This is a genomic window from Polaromonas glacialis (assembly GCF_000709345.1).
GTDB lineage: Bacteria > Pseudomonadota > Gammaproteobacteria > Burkholderiales > Burkholderiaceae_C > Polaromonas > Polaromonas glacialis.
This window is the reverse complement of record NZ_KL448323.1, coordinates 2,238,368-2,263,796: the sequence shown is the minus strand read 5'-3', so window position 1 is coordinate 2,263,796 and position 25,429 is coordinate 2,238,368. Positions and strand designations below refer to the sequence as shown.

25 protein-coding genes are annotated in these 25,429 nt (G+C 64.5%); 20 read left to right on the top strand and 5 right to left on the bottom strand.

Annotation, left to right across the window (positions count from 1 at the left end; genetic code table 11):
• The first annotated feature begins 44 nt into the window (after window positions 1-44).
• From EC86_RS0111115 to EC86_RS0111085, 7 genes are all read left to right on the top strand, one after another.
• The gene (locus EC86_RS0111115) at window positions 45-320 is read left to right on the top strand and encodes a DnaJ domain-containing protein (protein WP_029525701.1); all 276 of its coding nucleotides are present in this window, start codon (window positions 45-47) and stop codon (window positions 318-320) included.
• 14 nt (window positions 321-334) lie between these two features.
• Window positions 335-910 carry a hypothetical protein gene (locus EC86_RS0111110; RefSeq protein WP_029525700.1) on the top strand — a complete coding sequence of 192 codons (576 nt, stop codon included), beginning with the start codon at window positions 335-337 and terminating at the stop codon, window positions 908-910.
• Between the two features lie 37 nt (window positions 911-947).
• A complete protein-coding gene (locus EC86_RS0111105) occupies window positions 948-1,697 on the top strand; it encodes a hypothetical protein (protein ID WP_029525699.1) in 750 nt (249 codons plus the stop codon).
• A gap of 31 nt (window positions 1,698-1,728) precedes the next feature.
• Window positions 1,729-3,048 (top strand): hypothetical protein, encoded by a 1,320-nt coding sequence (locus tag EC86_RS0111100; protein ID WP_029525698.1) that lies wholly within the window; start codon window positions 1,729-1,731, stop codon window positions 3,046-3,048.
• Window positions 3,049-3,204: 156 nt separating this feature from the next.
• A complete protein-coding gene (locus EC86_RS0111095; protein WP_029525697.1) occupies window positions 3,205-4,230 on the top strand; it encodes a patatin-like phospholipase family protein in 1,026 nt (341 codons plus the stop codon).
• Window positions 4,231-4,293: 63 nt separating this feature from the next.
• On the top strand, window positions 4,294-4,482 hold the full coding sequence (locus tag EC86_RS0111090) for a hypothetical protein (RefSeq protein ID WP_029525696.1): 189 nt from the start codon (window positions 4,294-4,296) through the stop codon (window positions 4,480-4,482).
• A gap of 227 nt (window positions 4,483-4,709) precedes the next feature.
• Window positions 4,710-5,642, top strand: coding sequence for a prenyltransferase (locus tag EC86_RS0111085; RefSeq protein WP_029525695.1), 933 nt, complete (start codon window positions 4,710-4,712; stop codon window positions 5,640-5,642).
• Window positions 5,643-5,657: 15 nt separating this feature from the next.
• Here the strand turns inward: EC86_RS0111085 and EC86_RS0111080 are convergent, their stop codons facing one another.
• From EC86_RS0111080 to EC86_RS0111065, 4 genes are all read right to left on the bottom strand, one after another.
• Complete coding sequence (locus EC86_RS0111080) at window positions 5,658-6,710, bottom strand: VWA domain-containing protein (RefSeq protein ID WP_029525694.1); 1,053 nt, start codon at window positions 6,708-6,710, stop codon at window positions 5,658-5,660.
• Window positions 6,711-6,741: 31 nt separating this feature from the next.
• Complete coding sequence (locus tag EC86_RS0111075; RefSeq protein WP_029525693.1) at window positions 6,742-7,728, bottom strand: DUF58 domain-containing protein; 987 nt, start codon at window positions 7,726-7,728, stop codon at window positions 6,742-6,744.
• A 239-nt stretch (window positions 7,729-7,967) separates the two neighbouring features.
• Window positions 7,968-8,990 (bottom strand): AAA family ATPase, encoded by a 1,023-nt coding sequence (locus EC86_RS0111070; protein ID WP_029525692.1) that lies wholly within the window; start codon window positions 8,988-8,990, stop codon window positions 7,968-7,970.
• A gap of 23 nt (window positions 8,991-9,013) precedes the next feature.
• Window positions 9,014-9,958: a S1C family serine protease gene (locus tag EC86_RS0111065; protein ID WP_029525691.1), complete on the bottom strand. Its 945-nt coding sequence runs from the start codon at window positions 9,956-9,958 to the stop codon at window positions 9,014-9,016.
• A gap of 43 nt (window positions 9,959-10,001) precedes the next feature.
• Between EC86_RS0111065 and EC86_RS28785 the strand changes: the two genes are divergently transcribed.
• From EC86_RS28785 to EC86_RS0111015, 11 genes are all read left to right on the top strand, one after another.
• Complete coding sequence (locus tag EC86_RS28785) at window positions 10,002-10,262, top strand: hypothetical protein (RefSeq protein ID WP_156955299.1); 261 nt, start codon at window positions 10,002-10,004, stop codon at window positions 10,260-10,262.
• Window positions 10,228-11,076, top strand: a complete 849-nt coding sequence (locus tag EC86_RS0111060) for a TatD family hydrolase (RefSeq protein WP_029525690.1) — start codon at window positions 10,228-10,230, stop codon at window positions 11,074-11,076. Before EC86_RS28785 ends, EC86_RS0111060 begins: the two co-directional genes overlap by 35 nt.
• On the top strand, window positions 11,070-11,690 hold the full coding sequence (locus EC86_RS0111055) for a DNA-deoxyinosine glycosylase (RefSeq protein WP_036772104.1): 621 nt from the start codon (window positions 11,070-11,072) through the stop codon (window positions 11,688-11,690). The genes EC86_RS0111060 and EC86_RS0111055 overlap by 7 nt, the downstream gene beginning before the upstream one ends.
• Window positions 11,687-12,748 carry a tyrosine-type recombinase/integrase gene (locus tag EC86_RS0111050; protein WP_029525688.1) on the top strand — a complete coding sequence of 354 codons (1,062 nt, stop codon included), beginning with the start codon at window positions 11,687-11,689 and terminating at the stop codon, window positions 12,746-12,748. The genes EC86_RS0111055 and EC86_RS0111050 overlap by 4 nt, the downstream gene beginning before the upstream one ends.
• 58 nt (window positions 12,749-12,806) lie before the next feature.
• Window positions 12,807-13,574 carry a spermine/spermidine synthase domain-containing protein gene (locus EC86_RS0111045; RefSeq protein WP_029525687.1) on the top strand — a complete coding sequence of 256 codons (768 nt, stop codon included), beginning with the start codon at window positions 12,807-12,809 and terminating at the stop codon, window positions 13,572-13,574.
• A gap of 43 nt (window positions 13,575-13,617) precedes the next feature.
• Window positions 13,618-15,420, top strand: coding sequence for a type IV pilus assembly ATPase TfpB (locus tag EC86_RS0111040; RefSeq protein ID WP_029525686.1), 1,803 nt, complete (start codon window positions 13,618-13,620; stop codon window positions 15,418-15,420).
• Between the two features lie 150 nt (window positions 15,421-15,570).
• On the top strand, window positions 15,571-16,059 hold the full coding sequence (locus EC86_RS0111035; RefSeq protein WP_029525685.1) for a tripartite tricarboxylate transporter TctB family protein: 489 nt from the start codon (window positions 15,571-15,573) through the stop codon (window positions 16,057-16,059).
• Window positions 16,060-16,071: 12 nt separating this feature from the next.
• The gene (locus EC86_RS0111030) at window positions 16,072-17,583 is read left to right on the top strand and encodes a tripartite tricarboxylate transporter permease (protein ID WP_029525684.1); all 1,512 of its coding nucleotides are present in this window, start codon (window positions 16,072-16,074) and stop codon (window positions 17,581-17,583) included.
• Between the two features lie 266 nt (window positions 17,584-17,849).
• The gene (locus EC86_RS0111025; RefSeq protein ID WP_029525683.1) at window positions 17,850-18,752 is read left to right on the top strand and encodes a DMT family transporter; all 903 of its coding nucleotides are present in this window, start codon (window positions 17,850-17,852) and stop codon (window positions 18,750-18,752) included.
• A 77-nt stretch (window positions 18,753-18,829) separates the two neighbouring features.
• Window positions 18,830-19,624 (top strand): SDR family oxidoreductase, encoded by a 795-nt coding sequence (locus EC86_RS0111020; RefSeq protein ID WP_029525682.1) that lies wholly within the window; start codon window positions 18,830-18,832, stop codon window positions 19,622-19,624.
• 249 nt (window positions 19,625-19,873) lie between these two features.
• Window positions 19,874-21,814 carry a phosphoethanolamine transferase gene (locus tag EC86_RS0111015; protein ID WP_029525681.1) on the top strand — a complete coding sequence of 647 codons (1,941 nt, stop codon included), beginning with the start codon at window positions 19,874-19,876 and terminating at the stop codon, window positions 21,812-21,814.
• 25 nt (window positions 21,815-21,839) lie between these two features.
• On the opposite strand, the gene EC86_RS0111010 is transcribed toward EC86_RS0111015, so the two are convergent.
• Window positions 21,840-22,739: a DMT family transporter gene (locus EC86_RS0111010; protein ID WP_029525680.1), complete on the bottom strand. Its 900-nt coding sequence runs from the start codon at window positions 22,737-22,739 to the stop codon at window positions 21,840-21,842.
• 111 nt (window positions 22,740-22,850) lie between these two features.
• On the opposite strand from EC86_RS0111010, the gene EC86_RS0111005 reads away from it, so the two are divergent.
• On the top strand, window positions 22,851-23,846 hold the full coding sequence (locus tag EC86_RS0111005; RefSeq protein ID WP_029525679.1) for a quinone oxidoreductase family protein: 996 nt from the start codon (window positions 22,851-22,853) through the stop codon (window positions 23,844-23,846).
• A gap of 119 nt (window positions 23,847-23,965) precedes the next feature.
• Window positions 23,966-25,423: a DUF1800 domain-containing protein gene (locus EC86_RS0111000; protein ID WP_198026777.1), complete on the top strand. Its 1,458-nt coding sequence runs from the start codon at window positions 23,966-23,968 to the stop codon at window positions 25,421-25,423.
• The last annotated feature ends 6 nt before the right edge of the window (window positions 25,424-25,429 follow it).

Sequence of the window (25,429 nt, the reverse complement as noted above, 5' to 3'; positions counted from 1 at the left end):
CCGCCCGCCCATCGCTTCGCTGCAAGGAAATTCCCCATAAACGCATGACGGATCACTACACCACCCTTGGGCTCAGCAGCGCGGCGACGCTGGCTGATGTCAAAAAAGCCTTTCGCCAGAAGGCCTCCTTCTGGCACCCTGACAAAAACGCCGCGCCGGAAGCCGCCACGCGCTTTCGGGCGGTGCAGCAGGCTTACGAAGTGCTGTCCGATGCCGACCGCCGCCAGGCCTATGACGACAACCGCCGGCGCAACCTGCTTGACAGCCCGCTGGAGACCGCGCAGGGAATCTGGCAAAACTATTTCAATTCCCTGCTCTGAAAACCAACCCCAACATGAACATCTCCCCGTTTTTCCGCAACCTGCGCTCGGCCTACCGCGCCGAAATGGACGACCTGACGTTTGACTCCGAAGGCCGCGACGTGCTGCGCCAGCGGCTGGCCGAAAAACGCCGGGAAATCGGCTTTCTGCTGCAGATGATGGAACTCAGCCCCGAGATGGTGGCAGTCGTCTTTCACCAGGGCCTGCGCTTCACCGAGCCTGCGGTGATGGACCACCTGCTCAGCCATGAATCCGACGAGTTTCCCGAGTGGGCCAGCCTGTCGGGTGGCATAGAGCTGACCCCGTGGGCGCACGAACTGGCCCAGATCATCCTGAAAGCCCCTGGCGGCGAGTGGTTTCTGACGGTGGCGGCGGGTCTGCACTACATGGCGGGCAAGCCGGACGCGGCCCTGGCCGGGCAGGGCGACGACGCCCGCTACGAAGACAGCGACAACAACGATAACGACGACACCGATGTCCAGGACGATTTCAACGACCACGAAAGCGACGAGGTGCGCGGTGACGCCAGAGACCGCGAAGAGGCGGGCGCCAGCTGGCTCGAAGGCCAGGGCTTTGACCGCAAAGACTGACGCGCCGATTTTTTTTGAAAAACACACCGTAACCCGTATGAACCACCTTGCCCTGATTGAAAAAACCCAGACCCTGATTGCCGCCGGCGACATCGTCGGCGCTGAAAGTGCGCTGGTCGAACTGGCCGACACCGAAGGCGATGCGGCGCTGATGGTGGTGCTCGACATGCTGCCGGCCAAGGACATCCTGGCCGTCATCCGCGAATACGACAACTCCAGGGAATCGGTGGTCAACCTGCTGGTCACGCCCGAGCAGTTCGCGCGCGCCGTGGTCATCGAAAAGCAGTACAAGGACCTGACGCGCACCCATCTGCGCGGCATGATGAATTCCATCATCTTTCGCGAGGACGCCGACCCGATGGAGTTCCTCAACGCCATCGGCGACCTGGAAGGCGGCAGCGAAGCGCTGGCCGACTACTTCACCGAAAAATGGGACCGCATCGAGGCCTTTGCCTTCAACGGCAGCTTCGACGCGATGAAGGATACCGGCGAACTGATCTCCAAGGCCGACCTGCAGGCCAGAAGCTACGAACGGCCGCAGGTCGAGCAGGACGAGGTGGCCGACCACGACTGGATGGAACTGGCCTGGCTGCTGCGCTATCAGAACCCGGACCTGTTCATCGAGATGCTGACCGTGCTGCGGGCCAAGGCGCGCGCCCACGACCTGGGCGCGGAAGGCGACGAGTCGCTGGACGACGAGGACGACGGCAAGGTCGAGACTGGCGACACCGACCGGGGCCAGGCCACGCCGGCCGCACGCGACTCGGACGAGGAATCGGCGATCTGACGCTGGCGCCGCCCGGACAGCACCCTTCACCATGACGATGAACCCTTCAGCCCCCGATTCCCCTGTTTCCCCCGCGCCGGTTTCGCTCTACGACGCGCGTCCGTTTTTTGAAAAAGCGCTGCAGTTCGGCATGCAAAACGGCATCATCGACAGCGCGAAACTGGACGCCATCCGCCTTGACGCGCCCAAGGGCATGGTGCAGATTGCACGCTACTTCGGCAACGAAAACCTGCGTCCGGACATTGAAAAAGCCAGGGACCGCATCGTCAACCTTGTGAGCCTGTACTTGCAGGCCACCAGCGGCGGCGACCTGCGCCAGGCCGCCGAGTCGCTGCGCGACCATTCCTTCCTGTCGCGCTCCAAGGGTGGATCGGACATGCTCAAAGCCTTGCTCGCGCTGCCCGAGAGCACCGGCTTTCATGCCAGCCTGGAGAGCAGCCTTGATGCCGCCGGCCCGCCCAAAGGGCTGGCCGAATGGTCGCTGAAAAGCCTGGCAGACTACCAGGCCGAACTGGCCCGGCGACTGCCCATCCAGCAGGAAAAAGACGCAGCCGTGTGGCTGGCCGAACACTTGGGCCTGGACGCCCTGGCGCTGGAAGACGCGCACACCCATGCCGAAGCGGTGATCCGCAGCGCATTGCTGGCGCTGGCCACCCGGCGCACCGAATTCCCCGACTGGGTCGAGTTTGAAAAGATGGTGGCCGACCTGCGCAAGAAATACCAGGCCGCCCGCGCCCGCAGCGAGGTCAAGACCCAAAAGGCCGCCAGCGCCCGGGCGCAGACGCTGTCGGTCACGATTCCGCAGGACTTGCCCGATGAATTGCGGGGCGTGGTGCAGGCGGTGCGCAAGTCGGTGCTGGCCGACCTGCCGCAAATCCTGGACGGCGCGCTGCCCTGCCGGGCGCTGTTTGCCAATGACAGCGAACACCACCATGCGCCGCTGCTGGGCCGCTATTTCTGGGTGGAAGACATCGCCAGCGAGATGCATTACCACGAGCAGTCGGTCTCAACCGCCTGGGACAAGGTGACGGGCGGCAATTGCGACGATGGCTCGCTGCTGACCCTGCTGGTCTGCGTGGCGGCCGCTGCCGCACCCAAAACCGTCATGAGCGAAAAAACCGCTGCCGCGCTGGTGCGCAAGATGCAAAAGCCGGGTCCCCCGCCCGGTTTCAGGCCCGAGCTGGCCAGCCAGTACATCGTTGACCATGCACCCGCTGAGCACCAGGACGCCTACCTGGCGCTTTGGGAAGATTTTGTCGAGGAGGCCGGCGCCACGCTGCAAAGCGATTCGACCTATGCACGCAAGGATGCCCTTGCGCTGTTGCGGCGCGAATGCCATGTCATCGCCTGAAGCCGTGCCTGCAGCGCTGCCGGGTGCTTGCCTGTCGGACTTTCAGGACAATTCCTGACGTAGCGCATCCCTGTCTCCAATGTTATGCTGCACTGCAACATAGCCGCATCCGCCTGAACCTCGGGCGTAGTGCGCAAGTACCGTCAGGAGGCACTTTTGCTTTTTGGAAGACGCAGCCAGCAAACCATCAACCTGGCCCTGCAGGGCGGAGGCGCCCATGGCGCCTTCACCTGGGGGGTGCTCGACCAGCTGCTGGAAGACGGCCGAACCAATTTCGAGGGCGTCAGCGGGACCAGCGCCGGCGCCATGAACGCGGTGGTCCTGGCGCAGGGCCTGATGACCGGCGGCCGCGAGGGCGCACGGGCCGCGCTGCAGGCGTTCTGGTCCCAGGTAGCCGGCAGCCTGCCGTTTGAAATTGCCATCCCGTCCAAGGACGGCCAGAACGTCAGCCTGGTGCCGGCGTTCAAGATGATGCTGCAGTTTGCCCATTACTTTTCGCCGCACCAGCTCAACCCCTTCGATGTCAATCCGCTGCGCAAGATTTTGCTGGCGCAGGTCGATTTCGAACGCCTGCGGCGTGAAAGCCCGGTCAAGCTCTACATTGCCGCGACCAATGCCAATTCAGGCAAGGTCCGGCTGTTCCGCTCGCCGGAGATCAGCGCCGACGCCATCTTGGCCTCGGCCTGCCTGCCGCAGATGGCCCGGCCGGTCGAGATTGACGGCGAGCCTTACTGGGATGGAGGCTATGCCGCCAATCCGGCGATCTATCCGCTGTTCTACGAGTGCAAGACCAGCGACATCCTGATGGTGCTGCTCACGCCCCTGAAGCACAAGGGCACACCGCACAGCGTCCAGGAAATCAAGGACCGGGTGCTCGAACTGGCCTTCAATTCGACCTTCCTGCGGGAAATGCGCATGTTTGCCCATGCCCGCGAGTACGCCAGCGAATCGTTTTTTCCCATCGGCCGGCTGGAGCGCCGCCTGGTCCGCCTGAACTTCCACGTGATCGACGCGCAGGAGCAGATGCATGACTTCAAGACCGAGACCAAGCTCGCGGCGAACATGGCGTTTTTTGAACTGCTGAGGAACCTGGGACGCGAGCGGGCCCGGACCTGGCTGGAAGCCAGTTACGGCGATATCGGCAAGCGTTCCACGGTCGATCTGGCCGAATTGTTCTATTGAAGTTGATGAAGGCAAGGGAATTTTCCCGTTTGGAAACAGTCCATTTTTAAAGGAGTAGCTGTCATGAAAAATCCGTTTATGAGCATGTTTCTCAGTGGTGCCAACAAGATCGCCGGCGCGGCGCGGGGCCAGGCGACCGCCGCCGTCAAGCGCGAAGCGACAAAAAACAGCCGGCAGGCGACCAAGGCGTGGACGGACGCGATGTTTCCGCTCGCCGCTGCGAGCCGCAAGAAAAAAACGACGCGCAAATAGCCGTTGCCCGGCCAGGGCTCGCCGGGCGACATGAATACACCAGCCGTTTAATGCTATTTAAACAATAGCTATCCACGCATACGGAGCTTGCGTAAAAGGCCTTTTTGGCATAAAAAACGCTTGCGGGCTGCCCAAGGTCGGTTGTGGCGGCCAGTGGCGTGCCCAAGCGTCGCCAGGCGCGCGGTTCGCCGGATATCATGGTTTGACCGTTTCTTTCGACTGGCGCCATGAACCCGCTTGAACCCAGCCTCCAGCGTTTTGCCAACCCCCTGGCCCGCTATGCGGCGGCGACACGACCCGCGTTTCTCAGCGTCACGCTGGCCGGTGCGCTGATCGGCCTGGGCAGCGCCAGTGCTGACGGTCTTTCAATCGACGGAGTCAAAGCCTTGATCACCGTGCTGTTTGCCCTGGTGGCGCATGCCGGGGCGAACGTGGTCAACGACTATTACGATGCCTTGAACGGCTCGGATGCCGGCAACCCGTCGCGCCTGTTTCCCTTCACCGGCGGCAGCCGCTTCATTCAAAACGGTGTGCTGAGCCTGCGCGAAACCCGGCGCTACGGCTTTGGCTTGCTGGCAGCGGTGGTTCCAGCGGGCCTGTGGCTCACGGCGCATTCCGCGGGCGGGCTGGTCTGGATCGGTCTGGCCGGCTTGCTGGTGGCCTGGGCCTATTCGGCGCCGCCCTTGCAGCTGATGGCGCGCGGCGCAGGCGAGGCGGCGATCGTGGCCGGCTGGCTGCTGGTGGTGCTGGGCACCGATTTTGTCCAGCGCGGCGAACTGGCAGCCCGCCCGCTGGTGGCCGGGCTGCCGTTTGCGCTGCTGGTGGCGGCCATTCTTTACCTGAACCAGTTTCCTGATGCCCGGGCCGGCGCCGCCGCCGGCAAGCGCACGCTGGTGGTTCGGCTCGGAACGCGTCAGGCGCGCTGGGGCTATGTGGCGCTGGCGGCAACGGCCTACCTCTGGCTTGCCGCCGCCGTTGTGCTGGGGGTTTTGCCGGTGGCCTGCGCGCTGGGCCTGCTGCCCGCCGCGCTGTCATTCAAGGCGGGCCGGCAGTTGCTGCGCGACGCGGACCGCCCCGGGCGGCTGGTGCCCGCCATCAAGGCAACGATTGCCGCCGCCAACCTGCAAGGCCTGCTGATGGCGCTGGCCCTGGCGCTTTGAACTCAGTTTCGCCGATTACAAAATCCGGTTGAACCAGAGCAGCGACAAGCTGGCCGACAGCAGCCCCAGGAGGGCGGCGGCCAGCGCCAGCAGGCCGGAAATCTCGGTTTCCTTTTTCTCCACCGTCAGCCGGGAACTCAGCGTCTGGTAGACCTTCTTCAGGTCGCCCGCCGTGCCGGCGTAGAAGTAGTCGGCCTGGGTGGCGCGCGCAATGCCCTTGAGCGTTTCCTCATCCAGCTTGACGCGCATCGACCAGCCTTCAAAACCAATGGTTTCCCCTTCCACCGTGCCAATGCCCACCGTGTAGACACGAACGCCCCGGTCTGCTGCCGCCTTGGCCGCGTCAAGCGAATCGACGCCGGTGGTGCGCTGGCCGTCCGTCAGCAAAATGATGGCGGCGGAGTTGTAGGAGCCGGGCGCGACCGGCGTGAACGGTTTCCTGCCGCTGGCGTCGTCCTTCCCGGCCTGGTCGAGCGACAGGCCGCGCTTGCGGTCCCGGCCGGTTTCCAGCGATTCCAGGTCGATGCCCGCATCGGGGAACAACTCGGCGAGCGACACGATGATGCCGTTGCCGATGGCCGTTCCGCGCTGCAGCTGGAACTTGTCGATCGCCACCGTCAGGTCCTCGCGGCTCAGCGTGGGCGGCTGCACCACGGCAGCGGTGCCGGCAAAGGCCACCACGCCGACGCGCACGCCGCGCGGCAGGTCGGCCAGGAAGGCCTTGGCGGCATTTTGCGACGCCACCAGCCGGTTGGGCAGCACGTCGGTCGCCCGCATGCTGCCCGACACATCCATCGCCAGGATGATGGTTTCATTTTGCGATGGCAGCGTCACGACGGCGAACGGGCGCGACGATGCCACCAGCATGGCGGCCAGCGACAGCAGGAACAGCAGCGGCGGGACATGCCGGCGAAAGCCCTGGCCCTTGCCCATGGCTTCCCGCACGATGGACAAACTGGCATAGCGCAGGGCCATTTTTTTCTTGCGGCCCAGCAGCCAGAGATACACGGCCACCAGCAGCGGAAGGGCCAGCAGTAGCCACAGAAACTGGGGCCAGAGAAAAGTCATTGGAAGTGTCATGGCGGTATCTCCACGCAGTTCAGCCTGCACGGGCCAGGTGGGCCGGCAGCCGGCTTGATGCCGCAAGCGCGCCGCACAAACGGCTGCGCTGCTTGCGCAGGTCGGTAAATCGCATGATGGCGCCCGCCAGATCGTCGTCGGTCGAAAGTTCCAGCGTGTCCACACCCGCACTCGCCAGCGACTGGCGCAGGTCGGCTTCGCGCTGGGCGGCAATGCGCGCAAAGCGCTTGCGAAAGCCGGCGTCATGGGTATCGACCAGCAGCTGCTCGCCGGTTTCGGCGTCAAGGATCGGGATCAGGCCCAGGTCGGGCAACTCCAGTTCCAGCGGGTCGAGCAGGCGCACCGCCACCACTTCATGCCGCTGGGCCAGTTGCCCCAGCGGTGCTTCCCACCCCGCTTCGGTGATGAAGTCCGACACCACGAACAGGGTGGAACGCCGGCGCACCAGCTTGGCCGCCGACTCCAGCAGCTCATGCAGGCGTGTGGGCCCCGCGCTGGGCGCTTCGGGCCGCGACCGCAGCGTGTGCAGCAGATGCAATACATGGTCGCGGCCGCCGCGCGCCGGCAGCGCAGCATCGACGCCCGAACCGTAGAGCAGGGCGCCGACGCGGTTGCCATGACGCGTCAAAAGGCGCGCCAGCACGGCCACGAAGTCGGTCAACACATGGCGCTTGCGCTGCTCGCTGGAGCCGAAATCCATCGACGGGCTCAGGTCGAGCAAAAACCAGGCGCTCATCTCGCGGTCTTCGGTGAACACGCGCACATGCGGCTGCTGTAGCCGCGCCGTGACGTTCCAGTCGATATGGCGCACGTCGTCGTGGTACTGGTATTCGCGCAGGTCTGCCAGGTCCATGCCGGTGCCGCGCAGCAGCGTGCGGTAGTCGCCCTGCAGCAGCCCGTCGAGCCGGCGCAGCACCGTCCATTCCAGCCGTCGCAGCAAGTGGTCAGCGCTTTCGGCAGGGCCTGATGCGATGGGCGGTTGCGGAGCCGGCGCCAACTTAGGCATGGAAAATCCTCCAAGCATTCTTTGGTGTCCCGGAGTCAAACAAGCTCAGCCTTCGGTACGTACAAGTTTCAGCCGTGGAACCGGCTTTGCCGGGCCGCAGGCGGTGTGGCCCCCTTGGGGGGCAGGATGCTACACGCAGTGAGCGACCGTGGGGGCAATGTATTCGGCTTTGCCGGGCCGTAGACGGGGCGGCCCCCTCGGGGGGCAGCGACCCGCGCAGCGGCGGAGCGTGGGGGCCTTCAGGCCACGAGTTTTTCATGGGCTAGTGGCTTGGCGGGCGGCGGGATTCTGGCCATGATCTTGTCCACGATCCGGTCGGCGGAAAAACCTTCGGACAGCGCTTCATACGAGAGCACCAGGCGGTGGCGCAGCACGTCGGGAATCAGGTCGGTCATGTCCTCGGGCAGTGCATAGCTTCGGCCGCGCAGCATGGCCAGCGCGCGCGCGCCTTCGGTCAGGTTGATGGTGGCGCGCGGGCTGGCGCCGAAGGTGATGAAGCGCGCCAGCTCGTCCAGGCCGTGCCTGTCCGGGTAGCGCGTGCTCGATACCAGCCGCACCGCATACTGCACCAGCGACGGATCGACATAGATGCGCCGGCATTCGGCCTGCAGCGCGGCCAGTTGCTCGGTGCTGGCCACGGCCGCCACTGCGACCGCCGGGCCGGTGACGCGCTGGACGATGACGAATTCCTCCTCGTCGGTCGGGTAGTCCACCAGCACCTTCATCATGAAGCGGTCCACCTGCGCCTCGGGCAGCGGGTAGGTGCCTTCGGTCTCGATCGGGTTCTGCGTGGCCATGACCAGGAAGGGCGCGGGCACCTTGTGCGTGATGCCGGCAATCGTCACCTGCCGCTCCTGCATCACCTCCAGCAGCGCGCTTTGCACCTTGGCCGGCGCCCGGTTGATCTCGTCGGCCAGCAGCAGGTTGGTGAACACCGGCCCCAGCGACGTGCTGAAGTCGCCGGTCTTCTGGTTATAGATGCGCGTGCCCACCAGGTCGGCCGGCACCAGGTCGGGCGTGAACTGGATGCGCTTGAACTGGCCGCGAATGGTTTCAGCCAGCGTTTTGATCGTCAGCGTCTTGGCCAGGCCGGGAACGCCTTCGACCAGCAGGTGGCCTTGCGCCAGGATGGCGACCATGACGCGTTCCAGGAAGCGGTCCTGCCCGACCACCACGCGCTTGACCTCGTAGAGGATCTGCTCCATCAGTTGCGCGGTGTCGTGGCCGGCGGCGGCAGAGTGCTCGAAACGGTTCGAATCCATGGAGAAAAGCCTTTCAGGAACCTTCAAAAAGGATGCATGCCGGCAGCCGCAGCGGCATTTTCAATTGGCACGGCGAAACCGATGCCGACAAAAGAGCGCTGCTGATTCGGGTTGTAGATGGCGGTCACGATGCCGATCACCTCGCCCTCCATGGTGACCAGCGGGCCACCCGAGTTGCCGGGGTTGGCGGCGGCATCGAACTGGATCAGGTTGGTGATGGCCTGCTCGCCCTCGGGCGAGCGAAAGGTGCGCTTGAGTCCCGAGATGACGCCGCTGGACGCCGATGGGCCGATGCCGAACGGATAACCCACGGCCACCACGCCGTCGCCCGGCGCCAGGTCGGCGGTCGAGCGCAGCGTGGCGGCTGTCAGGTCGTCGGGAATCTTGTGCGCCTGCAGCACAGCCAGGTCGTTCTCGGGCTGCACGCCGGTGATGCTGGCGGTGGTCTCCAGCCCGTCGGCAAAGGTGAGCTTGATGGTTTCCGCGCCCTGCACCACATGCAGGTTGGTCAGGATGATGCCCTTGTCCATGATGACGACACCGGTGCCCACGCTGCGGCCGGTGTGCTCGTCGCCGTCCTTGTCCTTGGTCGGCTTGCCCAGCCCGACCACCCGCACGACCGACGGAATGATGGCCTCGTAGGCCTTCACCGCCGGCGAAGGCAGCACTGTCGTTTCCAGGGTTTTCAGCACGGCCGCGTTGATATCCTTCTGGGTCAGCTTGCGGGCGCCAGGCTGGAGCGAGGAAAACAGGCTGATCGCCAGCAGCAGGGCCAGCAGCCCGACCACCGACCACAGCAGGTGGATGTTATGCACTGAAAGGTGACGCGTGAAGCGCGCGGTGCTTGATAAGGGCTGCTCCGGTCCTTTGTTTTCTGGCGCCGGCGCAGGTCCGGGGTCATCAGTGCCCGCCGGTCCCGGCACGGGACGCTGGCGTTGGGAGCTACTGTAGAGGGCAGGCCTGCGCATCCGTTCACCTGTAAGGTTGTGTCAAAAACCGGCGGGACAAGGAATGCACCGTATCATGATTTTGGCTTGGCTGCACACGCCCAAGGCCATGGCATGGGCTTGTGAAACAACCGCTTTCGGTTTGTTTCAACTGGTCTCAGGAAGCACGGGTTCGCGCGGCAGCGCCAGGGCGCATGTGGCATTTCACATTGAAAAACAGGGCCTGTGCCGGTTTCATTTGTATGTCAATATGCCGGACCAGGCCCGCCCCATCTTCTTGCCAAACCTTCATGACCTTCTGGATCGACACGCATTGCCATCTTGACGCCGCCGAGTTTTCCGCCGACCTGGGCGCTGTTCGGGCACGGGCGGCGGCCGAAGGCGTAGGGCATTGCGTGCTGCCGGCCGTGGCAGTGAGCAATTTCGAGGCGGTCCGGCTGCTCGCGCATCGTTTTTCGGACAGCTATGCGCTGGGCATTCATCCGCTGTGCGTACCCGGCGCGCAGGACGCCGACCTGCAGGCGCTGGATGCCGAGCTGGGCCTTCGGCGGGACGACCCGCGCCTGGTGGCGGTCGGCGAAATCGGACTCGATTATTTCGAGCCGGCGCTCAAGCAAAGCCCGATGCGCGAGCGGCAGGAATTTTTCTACCGCGAGCAGCTCAAGCTGGCGCGCAAGCACGGCCTGCCGGTGATGCTGCATGTGCGGCGCTCGGCCGACAAGCTGCTCATGCACCTGCGCGAACTCAAGCCCGAGTGTGGCTGGCGCGGCATTGGCCACGCCTTCAACGGCAGCGAGCAGCAGGCGGCTGAATTCATCAAGCTGGGGCTCAAGCTCGGCTTTGGCGGCAATGTGACGTTTGACTCGGCCCTGCAGATCAGGCGCCTGGCCAGCGAGTTGCCGCTGGACGCGCTGGTGCTGGAAACCGATTCGCCCGACATACCGCCGCACTGGCTTTACCGCACGGCGCAGCAGCGCGAGGTCGGGCAGGGCCAGGGCCGCAACGAGCCGGCCGAACTGCCGCGCATCGCCGGCATGCTGGCGCAGCTGCGCGGCATCTCGCCCGAGGCGCTGGCGCGGGCCACCACGGCCAATGCGCTGCAGGCTTTTCCCCGGCTCAGGGGGTTGCTGCCGTGCTGACCGGCTTGGCGCCGCTGGTTTCCGGCAACACCCGGCTGCTGATCCTGGGCAGCTTTCCGGGCGCGGCCTCGCTGGCTGCCCAGCAGTACTACGGCCACCCGCAAAACCGGTTCTGGCGAATTTTGCAAGCCATTTGGCCCTCTTGCGCACTACCCACGGGCGCTAATAGCTATAAAATCCGTAGCGAATGGCTGCTGGACAGGGGTCTGGGCCTGTGGGACGTGTACGCCGCCTGCGAGCGCGAAGGCAGCCTGGACAGCAGCATCCGCAAGCCCCAGGTGAATGATTTTTCGCAGTTGCGCTGCTGGTGCCCCGACCTGCAGGCGATTGCGCACAATGGCGGCGAAAGCTTTAAACATGCGCGCCATGTCAGTGCTGCGCTGACTGGCGTGGCATCTCCTCTGGCCAAGCAGGGGCCGCAGGACCGGCTTTGCCGGACTGGAGGCGCAGCGGACCCCTCGGGGGGCAGCGCATTACACGAAGTGAAAAGCGTGGGGGTACTATTTCACAAACTCCCGTCTACCAGCCCGGCCAATGCGTCCTGGTCGTTTGAACGCAAGCTCGCCGCCTGGCGCGAGGTTTTTGAGCAACATGGATTGACCGACAAGCAATGAGCAAACTTCCGTTTCCCTCCACCACCGAAGACGTCTTCAAGGCCTGGGCGCTGGAGCGCGCCACCCAGCGCAAGGGTGGCCTGTCGCCACGCTCGCTGGCGTCTTACCACTCGCTGTGGGCCGGCTGGACCGAATTCCTGTTGTCGCACGGCCCGCTGGCCTGGAACGAGGCCAAATCGCCTGACGTGCGCGCCTACCTGGAAGCCCTGAGCCCGCGCGGGCAGGCGCGCGGCATGGTCCATGTCAGCACCGTGACCCAGCGCCGTTATTACCGCGTGCTGAAAAAAATCTATGCCTTTGCCCAGGCGCAGGACTGGGTGGCCGACAACCCGGTCGATGCTGGTGCGTCGGTGTCGCCGACCGAGCAGATGGATTCGCTGGTGTTCCATGCGCTCGACTGGGATGCGCTGCTGCAGGCCGTGCCGCCGCCCATCGACCCGCCGCCGCAGGACCAGCCCTGGCTGGAGGTGCGCGACCAGGCGATCTTGCGGCTGATGATGCAGTCGGCGCTGACCGTGGCCGAACTCGCCGGGCTGGACATCGGCGACGTGCAGCACCCCCGGCTGGGTTCCAGCCATGGCGTGGGCGAACTGTGGCCGGCAGAGGAAGCAGCCTTAAGCGCAAACGCGCCGCCGGTCATGCTGGACCTCAGCGGCGCCCGAAAGGCGCAGGACCGGCGCATCACCTTGCCCGAAGAGGCCAGCGCCGCCGTGCTCGCCTGGCTGACCGTGCGTAGCGCGCTGCCCCTGCCGCAGGACGCCGGCACGCCACTGTTTGTCTCGCGCAAGAAGGCTGGCCGGCTGACGCCGCGCGCGCTGTTTCATCTGGCCAACCGCCATGTGAGCAGCACGCTGGGGCCGCGCTACCCCGACACCGTGCTGGCGCATGCCGGGCCGATGACGCTGCGCAACTCGTGCATCGTTCGCTGGCTGGACGCCGGCCTGCCAGATGACGACATCCTGGCCCGCGCCGGCCTGCGCGAAGCCCAGGCTTTGCTGCGCCTGCGAAAGCATGTGCATGCGGTCGATGTGCCGGAGTCGGCTGCGGCGCAGGCATGAGGTGAAAATGGGGCATACGCCTGTCGCGCTTCACCTGAAAAATCCCGGACTCCCACTGATGTCAACCAAAGAAAATTCAAACGCCCCCCTGGAACTGCCCGAAGTCAACTTTTCCGACTTCGGCGACGTGCGCTTCCTGCACCTGGGCACCGAATGGGTGCAGGGCTCGATGCTGCGCGACGCGCCCTACGACATCGAGCTGGAGTATGTGCAGCGCATGATGGCCGGCCTGCTGTTCCTGGACGCCGAATCGGTGGCCAAAAAGCAGGCCATGCAGCTCGGGCTCGGGTCGGCCGCACTGACCAAGTTCTGCTACAAGAAGCTGCGCATGAAAACCACCGCCATCGAGATCAATCCGCAGGTCGTTACCGCCTGCCGGGTCTGGTTCAAGCTGCCGCGCGACGACGCCCGGCTGCGCGTCATCGAGGCCGACGCCGCCGAGGAAATCAAAAAGCCCGCGCACCAGGGCACGGTCGATTTGCTGCATGTGGACCTGTACGACCATGAAGCCGCCGCGCCGGTGCTCGACGATGCCGATTTTTATGCCAACTGCCGCGAACTGCTGACCGAGGACGGCGTGATGACGGTCAACCTGTTCGGCCGCGATTCGAGCTACGAAGCTTCGCTGGTCAAGATGGCCGAAGCCTTCGGCCCGGAGTCGATCTGGGCCTTCAGGCCGACGCGCGAGGGCAATACCGTGGTGCTGGCCCAGTTCGAGCCGACGCGGCCGGACCGCGAGGAGTTGTTGCAGCGCGCCGGCGTGATCGAATCGCGCTGGGACCTGCCGGCCAAGAAATGGCTGCGGCTGTTCAAGCCGGTGCTCTGAAACTGGAGTTTTACCGCCCGGCCCATGCGTTACATTGGCTTGCATGAGCGCCGTCCTGCCCCCTTCGCCCCCCGTGAATCCTCCTGTCCGACCGCCGCATGCCGGCCCGCTTGACTGGCGCAAGCTGGTCGAGTGGCTCAGCGAGGACGGCATCATCAGCGCTGGGGATGCGCAGCGCACCATCGCCCGTTGCGCGCAGGTACAAAGCGCGCAGCATCCCATCGTCCGGCTGGCCAGCATCGGCATGACGCGGGTGCTCGACGGCAAGCCGCTGGACGCGGAGGCCATCAGCCAGTGGCTGGCCGGACGCGCGGGCCTGAAGTATCTGCGCATTGACCCGCTCAAGGTCGATGTGGGCAAGGTGGCCGACTCCATGTCGGCGGTCTATGCCGAGCGCCACAAGGTGCTGCCGGTGCAGGTCACGGCGCAGGAGCTGGTGATTGCCACGTCCGAGCCCTTCGTCACCGACTGGGTGCCCGAGGTCGAGCGCCAGTCCAAGCGCAGCGTGCGCCTGGTGGTGGCCAATCCGCTGGAAATAGCCAAGTTCACGGCGGAATTTTTTGCGCTGGCCAAATCGGTCAAGGCCGCGCTCAAGTCAAACAGCGGCTCGGGTTCGGCCAGTTTCGAGCAGCTGGTCGAGCTGAACAAGAGCAACCGCCAGCTCGACGCCAACGACCAGGGCGTGGTGCAGGTGGTGGACTGGCTCTGGCAATACGCCTTTGACCAGCGCGCCAGCGACATCCACCTGGAGCCGCGCCGCGAGCAGGGCGTGATCCGCTTCCGGATCGACGGCATTTTGCATCCGGTGTACCAGCTGCCGATGGCCGTCCACAACGCCATGACGGCGCGCATCAAGCTGCTCGGGCGCATGGACGTGGTCGAAAAGCGCAGGCCGCAGGACGGCCGCATCAAGACCCGCAACCCGCGCGGCGACGAAATCGAGATGCGCCTGTCCACACTGCCGACGGCCTTCGGCGAAAAGATGGTGATGCGCATCTTCGACCCCGACACCACGGTGAAGAACCTCGACGCGCTGGGCTTTTCGCTGCACGACGCCGAGCGCTGGGAGCAACTGGTCAAGCGTCCCTACGGCATCGTGCTGGTCACCGGCCCGACCGGTTCGGGCAAGACCACGACGCTGTATTCGACCTTGAAAAGGCTGGCCACCGAAGAGGTCAACATCAACACCATCGAAGACCCGATCGAGATGATCGAGCCGGCCTTCAACCAGACGCAGGTCCAGCCGATGCTGAACTTCGGCTTTCCCGAAGGCCTGCGCTCGCTGATGCGCCAGGACCCGGACATCATCATGGTCGGCGAAATCCGCGATTTGCAGACCGCCGAAATGGCGGTGCAGGCCGCGCTCACCGGCCACCTTGTGTTCAGCACGCTGCACACCAACGATGCGCCGTCGGCGGTCTCGCGGCTGATGGAGCTTGGCGTGCCGAACTACCTGATCAATGCGACGCTGCTCGGCGTGCTGGCCCAGCGGCTGGTGCGCACGCTGTGCCCGCAATGCCGCCAGAGCGACGACAGCGCCAAACGCGAGACGCTGGCCGAGATGGTCAAGCCCTGGCAGATCACCGGCAGCTACCGGCCGTACAAGCCGGTGGGCTGCGTCGATTGCCGCATGACCGGCTTTCGGGGCCGCATGGGGCTGTACGAGCTGCTGACGGTGACCGAAGCGTTCAAGGAAAAAGTCTCGAAAGAGCCCAACATGGACGCGCTGCGCCGCCAGGCGATCAGCGAAGGCATGCGCCCGCTGCGGCTGGCCGGTGCGCTGAAGGTCGCCGAAGGCTTGACCACGATCGAGGAAATCCTGGCCACCACGCCGCCTCTGTCCTGATACAGCGCGTCCAAAGTCCGGATCTTGTCCGGATCCCTTCTTCCCGATGCGCTGTCTAGGGGTATCCCCGATGTAGGTGAAAGCCACATTCTTCGGCAAGGTCTTTGAATGCACAATCCAGCGATTCAATCTTTATCGAGGAGACAAACCGTGAGAATCAAGAGTCAAAAAGACTTTTTTTCCGGGCTCATGTTCATGGGCGTCGGGGTGGCGTTTGCCTGGGGCGCAACGACCTACAACGTGGGCAACGGCGCGCGCATGGGGCCGGGCTACTTTCCGCTTTACCTGGGCGTCCTGATGACGATTTTGGGTGCGGCCATCACCTTCAAGGCGCTGGTGGTTGAAACCATGGGCGGCGACAAGATCGGAAAGTGGGCCTGGAAGCCGCTGTTTTTCGTGATCCTGGCCAATTTGGTATTTGGCGCGCTGCTGGCCGGCTTGCCGTACTTTGGCCTTCCCGCCATGGGCCTGATCGCAGCGATTTACGCGCTGGTGTTCATCGCCAGCATGGCTGAAGAGGGCTGGAAATTCAAGGCAACCTTCATCCTGGCCACGGTGCTGGCCATAGGCAGCTACCTGGCTTTCGTGGTGGCGCTCAAGCTGCAGTTCCCGGTGTGGCCTGCTTTCATCACTGGCTAAGGAGACACAAAAATGGAACTGATTGAACACCTGTCACTGGGTTTCGGCGTGGCTTTCACGCCGATCAACCTGCTGTACTGCCTGGTCGGCTGTATTTTGGGCACCCTGATTGGCGTGTTGCCCGGCATCGGCCCGGTCGCGACCATCGCCATGCTGCTGCCCGCCACCTACGCGCTGCCTCCGGTGTCGGCGCTGATCATGCTGGCCGGTATTTACTACGGCGCGCAGTACGGCGGATCGACCACCGCCATCCTGGTGAATCTACCGGGGGAATCGTCCTCGGTGGTGACCTGTATCGACGGCTACCAGATGGCCCGAAAAGGCCGGGCAGGGCCCGCGCTGGCAGCCGCTGGTCTGGGCTCGTTCTTTGCCGGATGCGTCGGCACCTTGATTCTGGCGGCGTTTGCGCCGCCGCTGACCGAACTGGCTTTCAAGTTCGGCCCGGCTGAATACTTTGCCCTGATGACGCTGGGCCTGATCGGCGCGGTGGTGCTGGCTTCGGGCTCGCTGCTCAAGGCGATTGCCATGATCGTGCTGGGTCTGCTGCTCGGCCTGGTCGGCACCGACGTGAACTCGGGCGTGGCGCGTTTCAGCTTCGACATTCCGGAACTGACCGACGGCATCGGTTTCGTGGTGATCGCCATGGGCGTGTTCGGCTATGGCGAGATCATCAGCAACCTGGCGCAGCCAGAGCATGAGCGTGAGGTGTTCACCGCCGGCGTGTCGGGACTTTTCCCGACCAAGCAGGATTTCAAGGACATGACGCCGGCCGTGCTGCGCGGCACGTTCCTGGGCTCTGCGCTGGGAATTTTGCCGGGCGGCGGTGCCCTGCTGGCAGCCTTTGCCGCCTATGCGCTGGAAAAGAAAATGAAGATGAAGCCGGGCGAAGTGCCTTTCGGCCAGGGCAACATCCGCGGTGTGGCGGCGCCCGAGTCGGCCAACAATGCCGGATCGCAGACCTCGTTCATCCCGCTGCTGACGCTGGGCATTCCGCCGAACGCCGTGATGGCGCTGATGGTCGGCGCGATGACGATCCACAACATCCAGCCGGGCCCGCAGGTCATGACCAGCAACCCCGAACTGTTCTGGGGCCTGATCGCCTCGATGTGGATCGGCAATGCGATGCTGGTCATCCTGAACCTGCCGCTGATCGGCATCTGGATCAAACTGCTGACCGTTCCCTACCGCTACCTGTTCCCGGCCATCGTGCTGTTCTGCGCCATCGGCGTGTATTCGACCAACAACAACACCTGGGACGTGTGGATGGTGGGCCTGTTCGGCGTCATCGGCTACATGTTTGTCAAGCTGGGCGCTGAACCTGCGCCGCTGCTGCTGGGCTTCATCCTCGGCCCGATGATGGAAGAAAACCTGCGCCGTGCGCTGCTGCTGTCGCGCGGCGACTGGAGCGTTTTTATCACCCGTCCGATTTCCGCCGGCCTGCTGGCCGTGGCGGTGCTGATGATCATCATCGTGACGCTGCCTGCGGTGAAGAACAAGCGCGAGGAAGCCTTCGTCGAAGAGTGACACCGGCGCCCTGACGGCCGCCACGAAAAACGGCACCTTCGGGTGCCGTTTTTCGTGGGCGCTGCTGATTTGCAACGGCAGGCCGCCGGGCAAAAGCCAGCCTTCTCCAATCAAGGGGAGTGCCGCCCAATTGCTAGATGCCGCCTGCCGCCCCGCCCGTGCCAAACTTGAGGCCATGCGACACGCACGATTTCGCGGCGACCCGGCCGTGGCGAGCAACACACATCTTGAACCATATTTCTGAATCAAATAAGCCTCCAGCGCAAGTGGAAACTGCACAAGCAGCTCCTAAAAGCATAGCGACCGGACTGCTGCTGGCAAGTTTTGGCGCGATTGCCTTCAGCGGCAAGGCGATCATCGTCAAGCTCGCTTACCGCCATGGCGTCGATGCGGTCACCTTGATCATGTACCGCATGCTGTTCGCGCTGCCGATCTTCGCGCTCATGGCCTGGTGGGCCAGCCGGGGCAAGCCGCCGCTGTCGCGCAAGGACTGGCTGGGCATCGTCTGGCTGGGCGTGACCGGCTACTACCTGGCGAGCTTTTTGGACTTTGCCGGACTGGCTTATATCAGCGCCTCGCTGGAGCGGCTGATCCTTTACCTCAACCCGACGCTGGTGCTGCTGCTGGGCCTGGTGCTGTACCAGCGGCGCATCGCACCGGCGCATCTCATCGGCATGGCGATCAGCTACGCCGGCGTGGCGCTGGTGTTTGGCCACGAGATCACGCTGCAGGGCAGCGAAGCCGCCTGGGGCGCGCTGCTGGTGTTCGGCAGCGCGATCAGCTATGCGCTCTACTTGGTCTACAGCGGCGAGATGGTCAGGCGCCTGGGCTCGATCCGGCTGGTCGGCCTTGCCACCACGGTCGCCTGCCTGTGCTGCCTGCTGCAGTTCGCCCTATTGCGCCCCTTGAGCGCGGCCGTGGTGGCGCCCGAGGTGATCTGGCTGTCGGTGCTCAACGCCACGCTGTGTACCGCCGTGCCGGTGCTGATGGTGATGATGGCGATCGAACGCATCGGCGCCAGCCTGGCCGCGCAGACCGGCATGATCGGCCCGCTGTCGACCATCCTGATGGGCGTGGTGATTTTGGGCGAGCCGTTCACCGCCTGGGTGGCGGCCGGCACGGTGCTGGTGATCGCCGGAATTTTTGTGTTCACACGGGCGGCGCGCTAGCTTTTCCTGGTGAACGCCGGTGGGCCAGACTTCGTATCATGGGTGTTTTTCCCCCATCAACACAAGAAAGAATCGCAATGGATCTAGGTATTTCCGGTAAACATGCGCTGGTCTGCGGCGCCAGCAAGGGCCTGGGTTTTGGCTGCGCGCAGGCGCTGGTGCGCGAAGGCGTGCATGTGCTGATCGTCGCGCGCGGCGCCGAGGCGCTTGAAGCAGCGGCGAATAAATTGATAGCTGACAACGCCCGTCCAGCAAGCGCAAACGTGCAATTTGTTGCCGCAGACATCACCACCGCCGAAGGCCGGGCCGCCGTGTTCGCGGTGCGCCGGGAATTCGACATCGTCGTCACCAACGCGGGCGGCCCGCCGACTGGCGATTTCCGCGACTGGGACCGGGGCGCCTGGATCAGGGCGGTCGACGCCAACATGCTCACGCCGATTGAACTCATCAAGGCCACGGTCGATGGCATGGCCGCGCGCGGCTTTGGCCGCATCGTCAACATCACGTCGAGTTCGGTGAAAGCACCGATCGACATCCTGGGCCTGTCCAACGGCGCGCGCAGCGGGCTGACCGGCTTTGTCGCCGGCGTGGCGCGCACCGGGCTGGCGGCACGCGGCGTGACCCTGAACAACCTGCTGCCCGGCAAGTTCGACACCGACCGCATCGCCACCACGGTGCGCGCGGCGTCTGAAAAATCAGGCAAGTCGGTCGAGGACATCCGACGCGCGCAACAGGCGCAAATTCCCGCCGGACGCTACGGAACGCCAGAGGAGTTCGGCGCCATCTGCGCTTTTTTGTGCAGCGTGCATGCCGCCTACATGACCGGCCAGAACGTGCTGGCCGACGGCGGGGCGTATCCGGGAACGTTCTGACCTGCAAACAAGCCAGCCTCAAGGCTGTTGTAGGCGCTTCCTTAGGCTTGTCGGGCTACCGGCTGACGGCCATGCGGGAAACTGGTGCACTTTGTGCCGGTGGACGCCTGTGTACATACTCAGGGCTTGCGGTTTGCTGGAAAGGCGGCGTGTCTGACGCCTGGTCATTGCCTGCGCACCGGGACTGGCACCCCTGCGGACGCCTTGACGCCAGTAAATTTTTGGCCGCATGAATCATGAATACGGTGCATGGCAAAGAGTTTATTTTTTAACATCGCGGCAGCAGCCCTCCTGTTTTTTTCGGGCGCCGCAACCAGCGCAGCTGTTGCGCAGTCCTTGCCGGCCCCAGGCGAATACCTGCTGTTTGTCCTTCGGGACCGCAGCGGCGAATACCTGTTTTTCATCGGCGCCGTCTATGCCGGTTTGCTGTTGCTGAAAAAACGCCGCTGGATTTGGGCCGCTGCCGCCTTCTTGCTGGGTATTGCCTGGCTGGCCTTTCATTTGCCGGTGTCTCTTTACCTGGAATCGCTCGGGGTTGATTCATTCGCCGAAACCAAAAACTTCAACCTGGAGGAGGCCAGGTTCTGGTTTCAGACCCTGAGGGAAACCATCTACCCCGATCTCAGCCTGAAAAAGCTGGTGGCTTACGCGGCCTTTTCACTGTTCAGCTTTTATCTGCTCCAGCGGCTGCTGGCCCGAAAGGAATTGACCCGTCGCTACGCTCCGCTCATCGGGCTGTGCATGGCGGTCGTGCTTGTCGGGCTCGCTTTTCAGCAAACCAGTTCAAAAGCCCTGGCGGTCTACTTTGACAATTCAGAGAAATTCCTGACGACGGCGCGCAATTTCGAACAGAGCGCGCCCGAAGTGAGCGTGGCGCGCAACCAGCCCGACCTGCTGGTCTACATCGGCGAGTCCACCTCGGCCATGAACATGGGCCTTTACGGCTATCCCCGGCCCACCACGCCCCGGCTGAGCGAGCGCGCCCGCATGGATGCCAACCTCATCGTCTTCGACCATGTGTTCGCGACCCATGCGCACACCAGCCGCTCCTTGCTCGAAGCGCTGTCGCTGGGGGTGGATGACGGCGAACGCTTTGTGCCCATCACGCAGAGAAAACGCGTTTCCATCGTGGACGTGCTGAGCAAAGCCGGCGTGGCGTCCTCGCTCATCAGCAACCAGGGCATGGGCGGCTCCTGGGACCAGGCGTCGTCGGTGGTGTTCAAGAATGCCTGGAAGCTTTTCAGGCAAAAGCCCAATGCCAGCGCCACCGAGGTAGTCCTGGTGGAAAAAGTATGGGACCATGAATTTTTCGGCCAGCAGCTCGATGCGATGGAAATCACGCGCCCCAGCACCCGGACCGCGACCTTCCTGCATTCCTATGCCGGCCACGGCCCTTATCACGGCAATATTCCGGAGCGCTTCAGAACGCCGGTGGACGGGCTGTTCAGCCAGCTCAAGCCCGCGCAGATCAAGGGCGAAGCCAACGTGACGGCCGAGTTCATCGAGCATTACGACGCGGCCATCCACTACGTCGATTACAGCCTGGACCAGGCCATCGCGCATGTGGCGCAAGTGGCCCGGCCGCTCGTGCTGGTGTATTTTTCCGACCACGGAGACGCCGTTTACCCGGGAATAGGGCATGACTCGGCGCGCTTCCGGCATGAAATGGCGCGCGTTCCGTTCCTGGTCTATTTCAATGACGCCGCCCGCAAGGAAAATGCCGGCCTGTACGAAAAATACCGGCAATTCGCCCGCCAGAAGGAAACCGCGACGCTGGCGCAGCTTCCAGCGACGCTGATGGATTTGCTGGGCATCAAGCTGCAGGACGCGGCCAAGAATGCCGTCGTCGTCACGCCCGTCATCGGCGAGAAAACGGTGTTGCCGCCCATCATGGTGCGCGACACCGCCGAGGGCACGACCTTTGTCAATGCCAATGACTTTGCCCTTGAGTTACCTTTAGTCCCGGGGCGGGAACTGATCGACAAAACCGACGACGACACCAAAATTTATGCGGCCGTTCGCTCCGGGCGCATGAGCCTGGCGCAGGCCTGCCAGAAAGCGCCGGTGTCGTTCGAGGAGGTCAGCCGGCGCATCATGGTGGCCGGCTGTCCCTTGGATTCATTTCCCGGCAAAGGGCCGCAAACGGGCGCGGAAGTGGTGCAGGCCCCGGACCCGAGGGCTCTGCGCTGAAGGCCGACGGCAAGCGGCCCCTGGTTCAGCGCCGCGCCGACACCACGATCCCGCCGACGATCAACACGAAGGCCAGCCCATGGTAGAGGTGCGGCAACTCCCCCAGAAAGGCCGCCGACAGCAGCGCGGCGAACAGCGGCGTGAGGTTGGTGAAAAAGCCGGCAATGGCCGGGCCGACCCGCTGCATGCCCAGCCCCCAGCAACGGTAGGCGATGACCGCCGGCCCCAGGGCGATGTACAGCAGTGCCGCCACCAGCGGCCAGCCCCACTGAATCCGTGTATCCACCAGCGCCCATTCACCTGCCGCAAACAAACCCGACCAGCCCAGGCCAAAGAAAATCTGTGCGATCAAAAAGGCGGCCCAGTCGCCGCGAAGCTCAAGCGGCTCCTTGGGTTGCGACAGCAGCCAGCTGTAAAACGCCCAGGCCAGCGTGGCCAGCAGCACATACATGTCGCCCGGCACCAGCCGCACTTGCAGCAGCAGCGACCACTGGCCGCGCGACAGCACCACCAGCACGCCGGCCACGGACAGCAGCGCCCCGGCGACCTGCCGGCGCGACACCGGCCTGCCGAAGCAGACAGCGCCCACCCCCAGCATCCACACCGGGATGCTCGACGCCACCAGCGTCACATTGAGCGGCGTCGAGGTCTGCAGCGCCAGGTACTGCAGCGCGTTGTAGCAGCCGATGCCCAGCAGGCCGAGCATCGACAGGCGCTTCCAGTGCGCCCACATGCTGCTTCCCGGGCGCAGCACCCGCCAGGCCAGCGGCAGCAGGATGGCAAAGGCCAGCACCCAGCGCAGGAAGTTCAGCGTCATCGGCGGAATCAGCTCATGGACCACGCGGCCCACCACCGCATTGCCGGCCCACAGCAGGGGCGGCAGCGTCAGCAGCAGGGCGGTGGCGGGGGTGAGGCGTTGATTCATGGGCGTGACTTTACCAAGCCGCCTGTCGGCAGCGGCTTGCGCCGATTCATGGCACCATGGCGGCCCGGCGCTTGCCGCTGATTCACCGACAACCCCCCAAGGAAATACCTGATGACCGTCATGACCTCCCAAGCCGTACGCATCGACCAGCACGGCGGCCCCGAAGAACTCAAGCTGGTGGAGGTCCAGGTGGGCGAGCCCGGCCCCGGCGAGATCCGCATCCGCCACAAGGCCATCGGCCTGAATTTCATCGACGTGTACCAGCGCAGCGGCCTGTACCAGCTGCCGATGCCGCTGCAGCTCGGCATGGAAGCGTCGGGTATCGTCGAAGCCGTGGGTGAGGGCGTCACGCATTTGCAGAGCGGCGACCGCGCCGCCTATGCCAGCCAGCCGCCGGGCAGTTACTGCGAAGTGCGCGTCATGCCGGCCAAATGCATCTGCAAGCTGCCCGACGCGATTTCCTTCGAGACCGGCGCGGCCATGATGCTCAAGGGCCTGACCGCGCAATACCTGCTGCGCCGCACCCAGCCCCAAGGCGGGCTGAAAGAGGGCGATTTTGTGCTGTTTCACGCGGCTGCCGGCGGTGTCGGCCTGATTGCCTGCCAGTGGGCCAAAGCCATGGGCCTGCGGCTGATCGGCACGGCAGGGTCAAGCGAGAAATGCGCGCTGGCGAAGGAACATGGCGCGGCCTTCGTCATCAACTACAACACCGAAGACTTCGTCGCCCGCGTCAAGGACATCACTGGCGGCCAGGGCGTGAAGGTGGTCTATGACTCGGTCGGCAAGGACACTTTCGACCGTTCGCTCGACTGCCTGCGGCCCTTCGGCCTGATGGCGAGCTTTGGCAATGCCTCCGGTCCGGTCGCGCCGTTTTCTCCAGGCATCCTCGGCCCCAAGGGCTCGCTGTATGTGACGCGCCAGACGCTGTTCAGCCACATCACCACGCGAGAAAGCACGCAGGAAATGGCCGATGACCTGTTCGGGATGGTCATCAGCGGCCAAGTGAAGATTCGCATCGACCAGCGCTTTGCCCTGGCCGAAGTGGCCCAGGCGCACCGCGCGCTGGAAGCGCGCAAGACCACCGGCTGCACCATCCTGACGCTGTAGGCGTTTTCCCGCCCTGCGCGGGATGCGGCGGACATGCATGGTGGTAAACCTGAGTAAAGCCTGGAAAGATTCAATTCCAGGCTCCGGCAATGCGTTACAAGTGGCTGCAGGAGATTTCCATGCCCATAGCCTTCACCGCGATCCGCTGCAGCATCGCGATTCTGACAAGCCTTGCCGGCTTCGCGGCCTGCGCGCAAACCGGCAGCGTGCCAATTGGCAATGACAGCGCCGAGACACAGACCGCCTGGCGCGCCAGCTCGCGTCTGGGCTATGCGCCCACGCCTTCGTTTGCCATGACGGCCGATGCGGCACCAATGGCCTGGGCCTTGCAGCAGGTCGAGGCGGCTCATGCGGCCAGCGGGCAGGCTCCGGCGATTCCACCCGGACTGGCGCGTTTCAATGCGCCGATGGCCGATCTGGCGCGCGACGTTCTGGCCGAACGTGACGCCCGCAAGGTGCTGCGCGCACAGGCAGTTGCGGCGGACACTGCCATGGTTTCGCCGGCCGCCGCCATGGCCGGCGGCCCGCTGTTCAGCCGCGACATGGCGCAAAGCGCTAGCGCCTGGCGGCTCATGGCCTGCAGCGATCCGGCACTGGAGCATCCCTTGCTGGCCCGCATGACCGAATTCTGGTTCAACCACCTGAATGTGTCCGTCAGCAAGGGAACGGTGCGCCCGTTTGTCGGCCATTACGTCGTCAATGCCATCCGGGCCAACGCACTGGGCCGCTTCGAGGACCTGCTGCTGGCCAGCGCCAGGCATCCGGCCATGCTGTTTTACCTGGACCAGTCGCAAAGCAGCAACCGTGGCCTGAACGAAAACTATGCGCGTGAACTGATGGAACTGCACACGCTGGGCGTCGGCGGAGGCTACACGCAGGGCGATGTGCATGAACTGGCCCGCATCCTGACCGGCTGGACGGTCAATCTGCCGGGCGGCGAAGGCTTTCGCTTTGCCGGGCGGCGGCATGACACCGGCAGCAAGCGCTTCATGGGCCAGACCTACCATAGCGAGGGCCTGAAGGAGGGCGAGGACGCCATCCGCTTCCTGGCTCGCCAACCGGCCACTGCGCGGCGCATTGCCGGGCGGCTGGCGACATTTTTTGTCGCCGACCAGCCGCCGGCCGCGCTGGTGGAGCGGCTGGCCGCCACCTTCATGGCCACGCAGGGCGACATTCGCGCCGTCATGCGCACGCTGGTCCAGTCGCCCGAGTTCTGGTCAGCGGATAACCGGCTTTTCAAGACGCCGATGGACTTTGCCTGCTCGGCCCTCGCAGTGGCGGGCGGCGTGACGGACCCCCAGGGCATTCCCCAGGCGCTGGGTTTTCTGGCCCAGGCCGGCCAGCCCTTGCACGGCTGGCAGACGCCCGACGGCTACAAGACCGACGCCGCCACCTGGCTGGCGCCCGAAGCGCTGACGCGGCGCGCCGACTTTGCCATGGCCCTGGCCCGGCGCATTCCCGAGCCGGTGTACCTGAAGGCCTATCTTGGCGCCGCCACGCTGGCGCGCGTGGCCCGTGAAGCGCTGCCGCTGCGCACCGGCCTGATGCTCGCCAGCCCCGATTTCATGCGCAAATAAATTCAA

Excerpts from the sequence above, each read along its gene's own strand:
- EC86_RS0111115 (WP_029525701.1), top strand. The coding sequence starts at position 45 with ATGACGGATCACTACACCACCCTTGGGCTCAGCAGCGCGGCGACGCTG.
- EC86_RS0111110 (WP_029525700.1), top strand. The coding sequence starts at position 335 with ATGAACATCTCCCCGTTTTTCCGCAACCTGCGCTCGGCCTACCGCGCC.
- EC86_RS0111105 (WP_029525699.1), top strand. The coding sequence starts at position 948 with ATGAACCACCTTGCCCTGATTGAAAAAACCCAGACCCTGATTGCCGCC.
- EC86_RS0111100 (WP_029525698.1), top strand. The coding sequence starts at position 1,729 with ATGACGATGAACCCTTCAGCCCCCGATTCCCCTGTTTCCCCCGCGCCG.
- EC86_RS0111090 (WP_029525696.1), top strand. The coding sequence starts at position 4,294 with ATGAAAAATCCGTTTATGAGCATGTTTCTCAGTGGTGCCAACAAGATC.
- EC86_RS0111085 (WP_029525695.1), top strand. The coding sequence starts at position 4,710 with ATGAACCCGCTTGAACCCAGCCTCCAGCGTTTTGCCAACCCCCTGGCC.
- EC86_RS0111080 (WP_029525694.1), bottom strand. The coding sequence starts at position 6,710 with ATGACTTTTCTCTGGCCCCAGTTTCTGTGGCTACTGCTGGCCCTTCCG.
- EC86_RS0111075 (WP_029525693.1), bottom strand. The coding sequence starts at position 7,728 with ATGCCTAAGTTGGCGCCGGCTCCGCAACCGCCCATCGCATCAGGCCCT.
- EC86_RS0111070 (WP_029525692.1), bottom strand. The coding sequence starts at position 8,990 with ATGGATTCGAACCGTTTCGAGCACTCTGCCGCCGCCGGCCACGACACC.
- EC86_RS0111065 (WP_029525691.1), bottom strand. The coding sequence starts at position 9,958 with ATGCGCAGGCCTGCCCTCTACAGTAGCTCCCAACGCCAGCGTCCCGTG.
- EC86_RS28785 (WP_156955299.1), top strand. The coding sequence starts at position 10,002 with ATGCACCGTATCATGATTTTGGCTTGGCTGCACACGCCCAAGGCCATG.
- EC86_RS0111060 (WP_029525690.1), top strand. The coding sequence starts at position 10,228 with ATGACCTTCTGGATCGACACGCATTGCCATCTTGACGCCGCCGAGTTT.
- EC86_RS0111050 (WP_029525688.1), top strand. The coding sequence starts at position 11,687 with ATGAGCAAACTTCCGTTTCCCTCCACCACCGAAGACGTCTTCAAGGCC.
- EC86_RS0111045 (WP_029525687.1), top strand. The coding sequence starts at position 12,807 with ATGTCAACCAAAGAAAATTCAAACGCCCCCCTGGAACTGCCCGAAGTC.
- EC86_RS0111040 (WP_029525686.1), top strand. The coding sequence starts at position 13,618 with ATGAGCGCCGTCCTGCCCCCTTCGCCCCCCGTGAATCCTCCTGTCCGA.
- EC86_RS0111030 (WP_029525684.1), top strand. The coding sequence starts at position 16,072 with ATGGAACTGATTGAACACCTGTCACTGGGTTTCGGCGTGGCTTTCACG.
- EC86_RS0111020 (WP_029525682.1), top strand. The coding sequence starts at position 18,830 with ATGGATCTAGGTATTTCCGGTAAACATGCGCTGGTCTGCGGCGCCAGC.
- EC86_RS0111015 (WP_029525681.1), top strand. The coding sequence starts at position 19,874 with ATGGCAAAGAGTTTATTTTTTAACATCGCGGCAGCAGCCCTCCTGTTT.
- EC86_RS0111010 (WP_029525680.1), bottom strand. The coding sequence starts at position 22,739 with ATGAATCAACGCCTCACCCCCGCCACCGCCCTGCTGCTGACGCTGCCG.
- EC86_RS0111005 (WP_029525679.1), top strand. The coding sequence starts at position 22,851 with ATGACCGTCATGACCTCCCAAGCCGTACGCATCGACCAGCACGGCGGC.
- EC86_RS0111000 (WP_198026777.1), top strand. The coding sequence starts at position 23,966 with ATGCCCATAGCCTTCACCGCGATCCGCTGCAGCATCGCGATTCTGACA.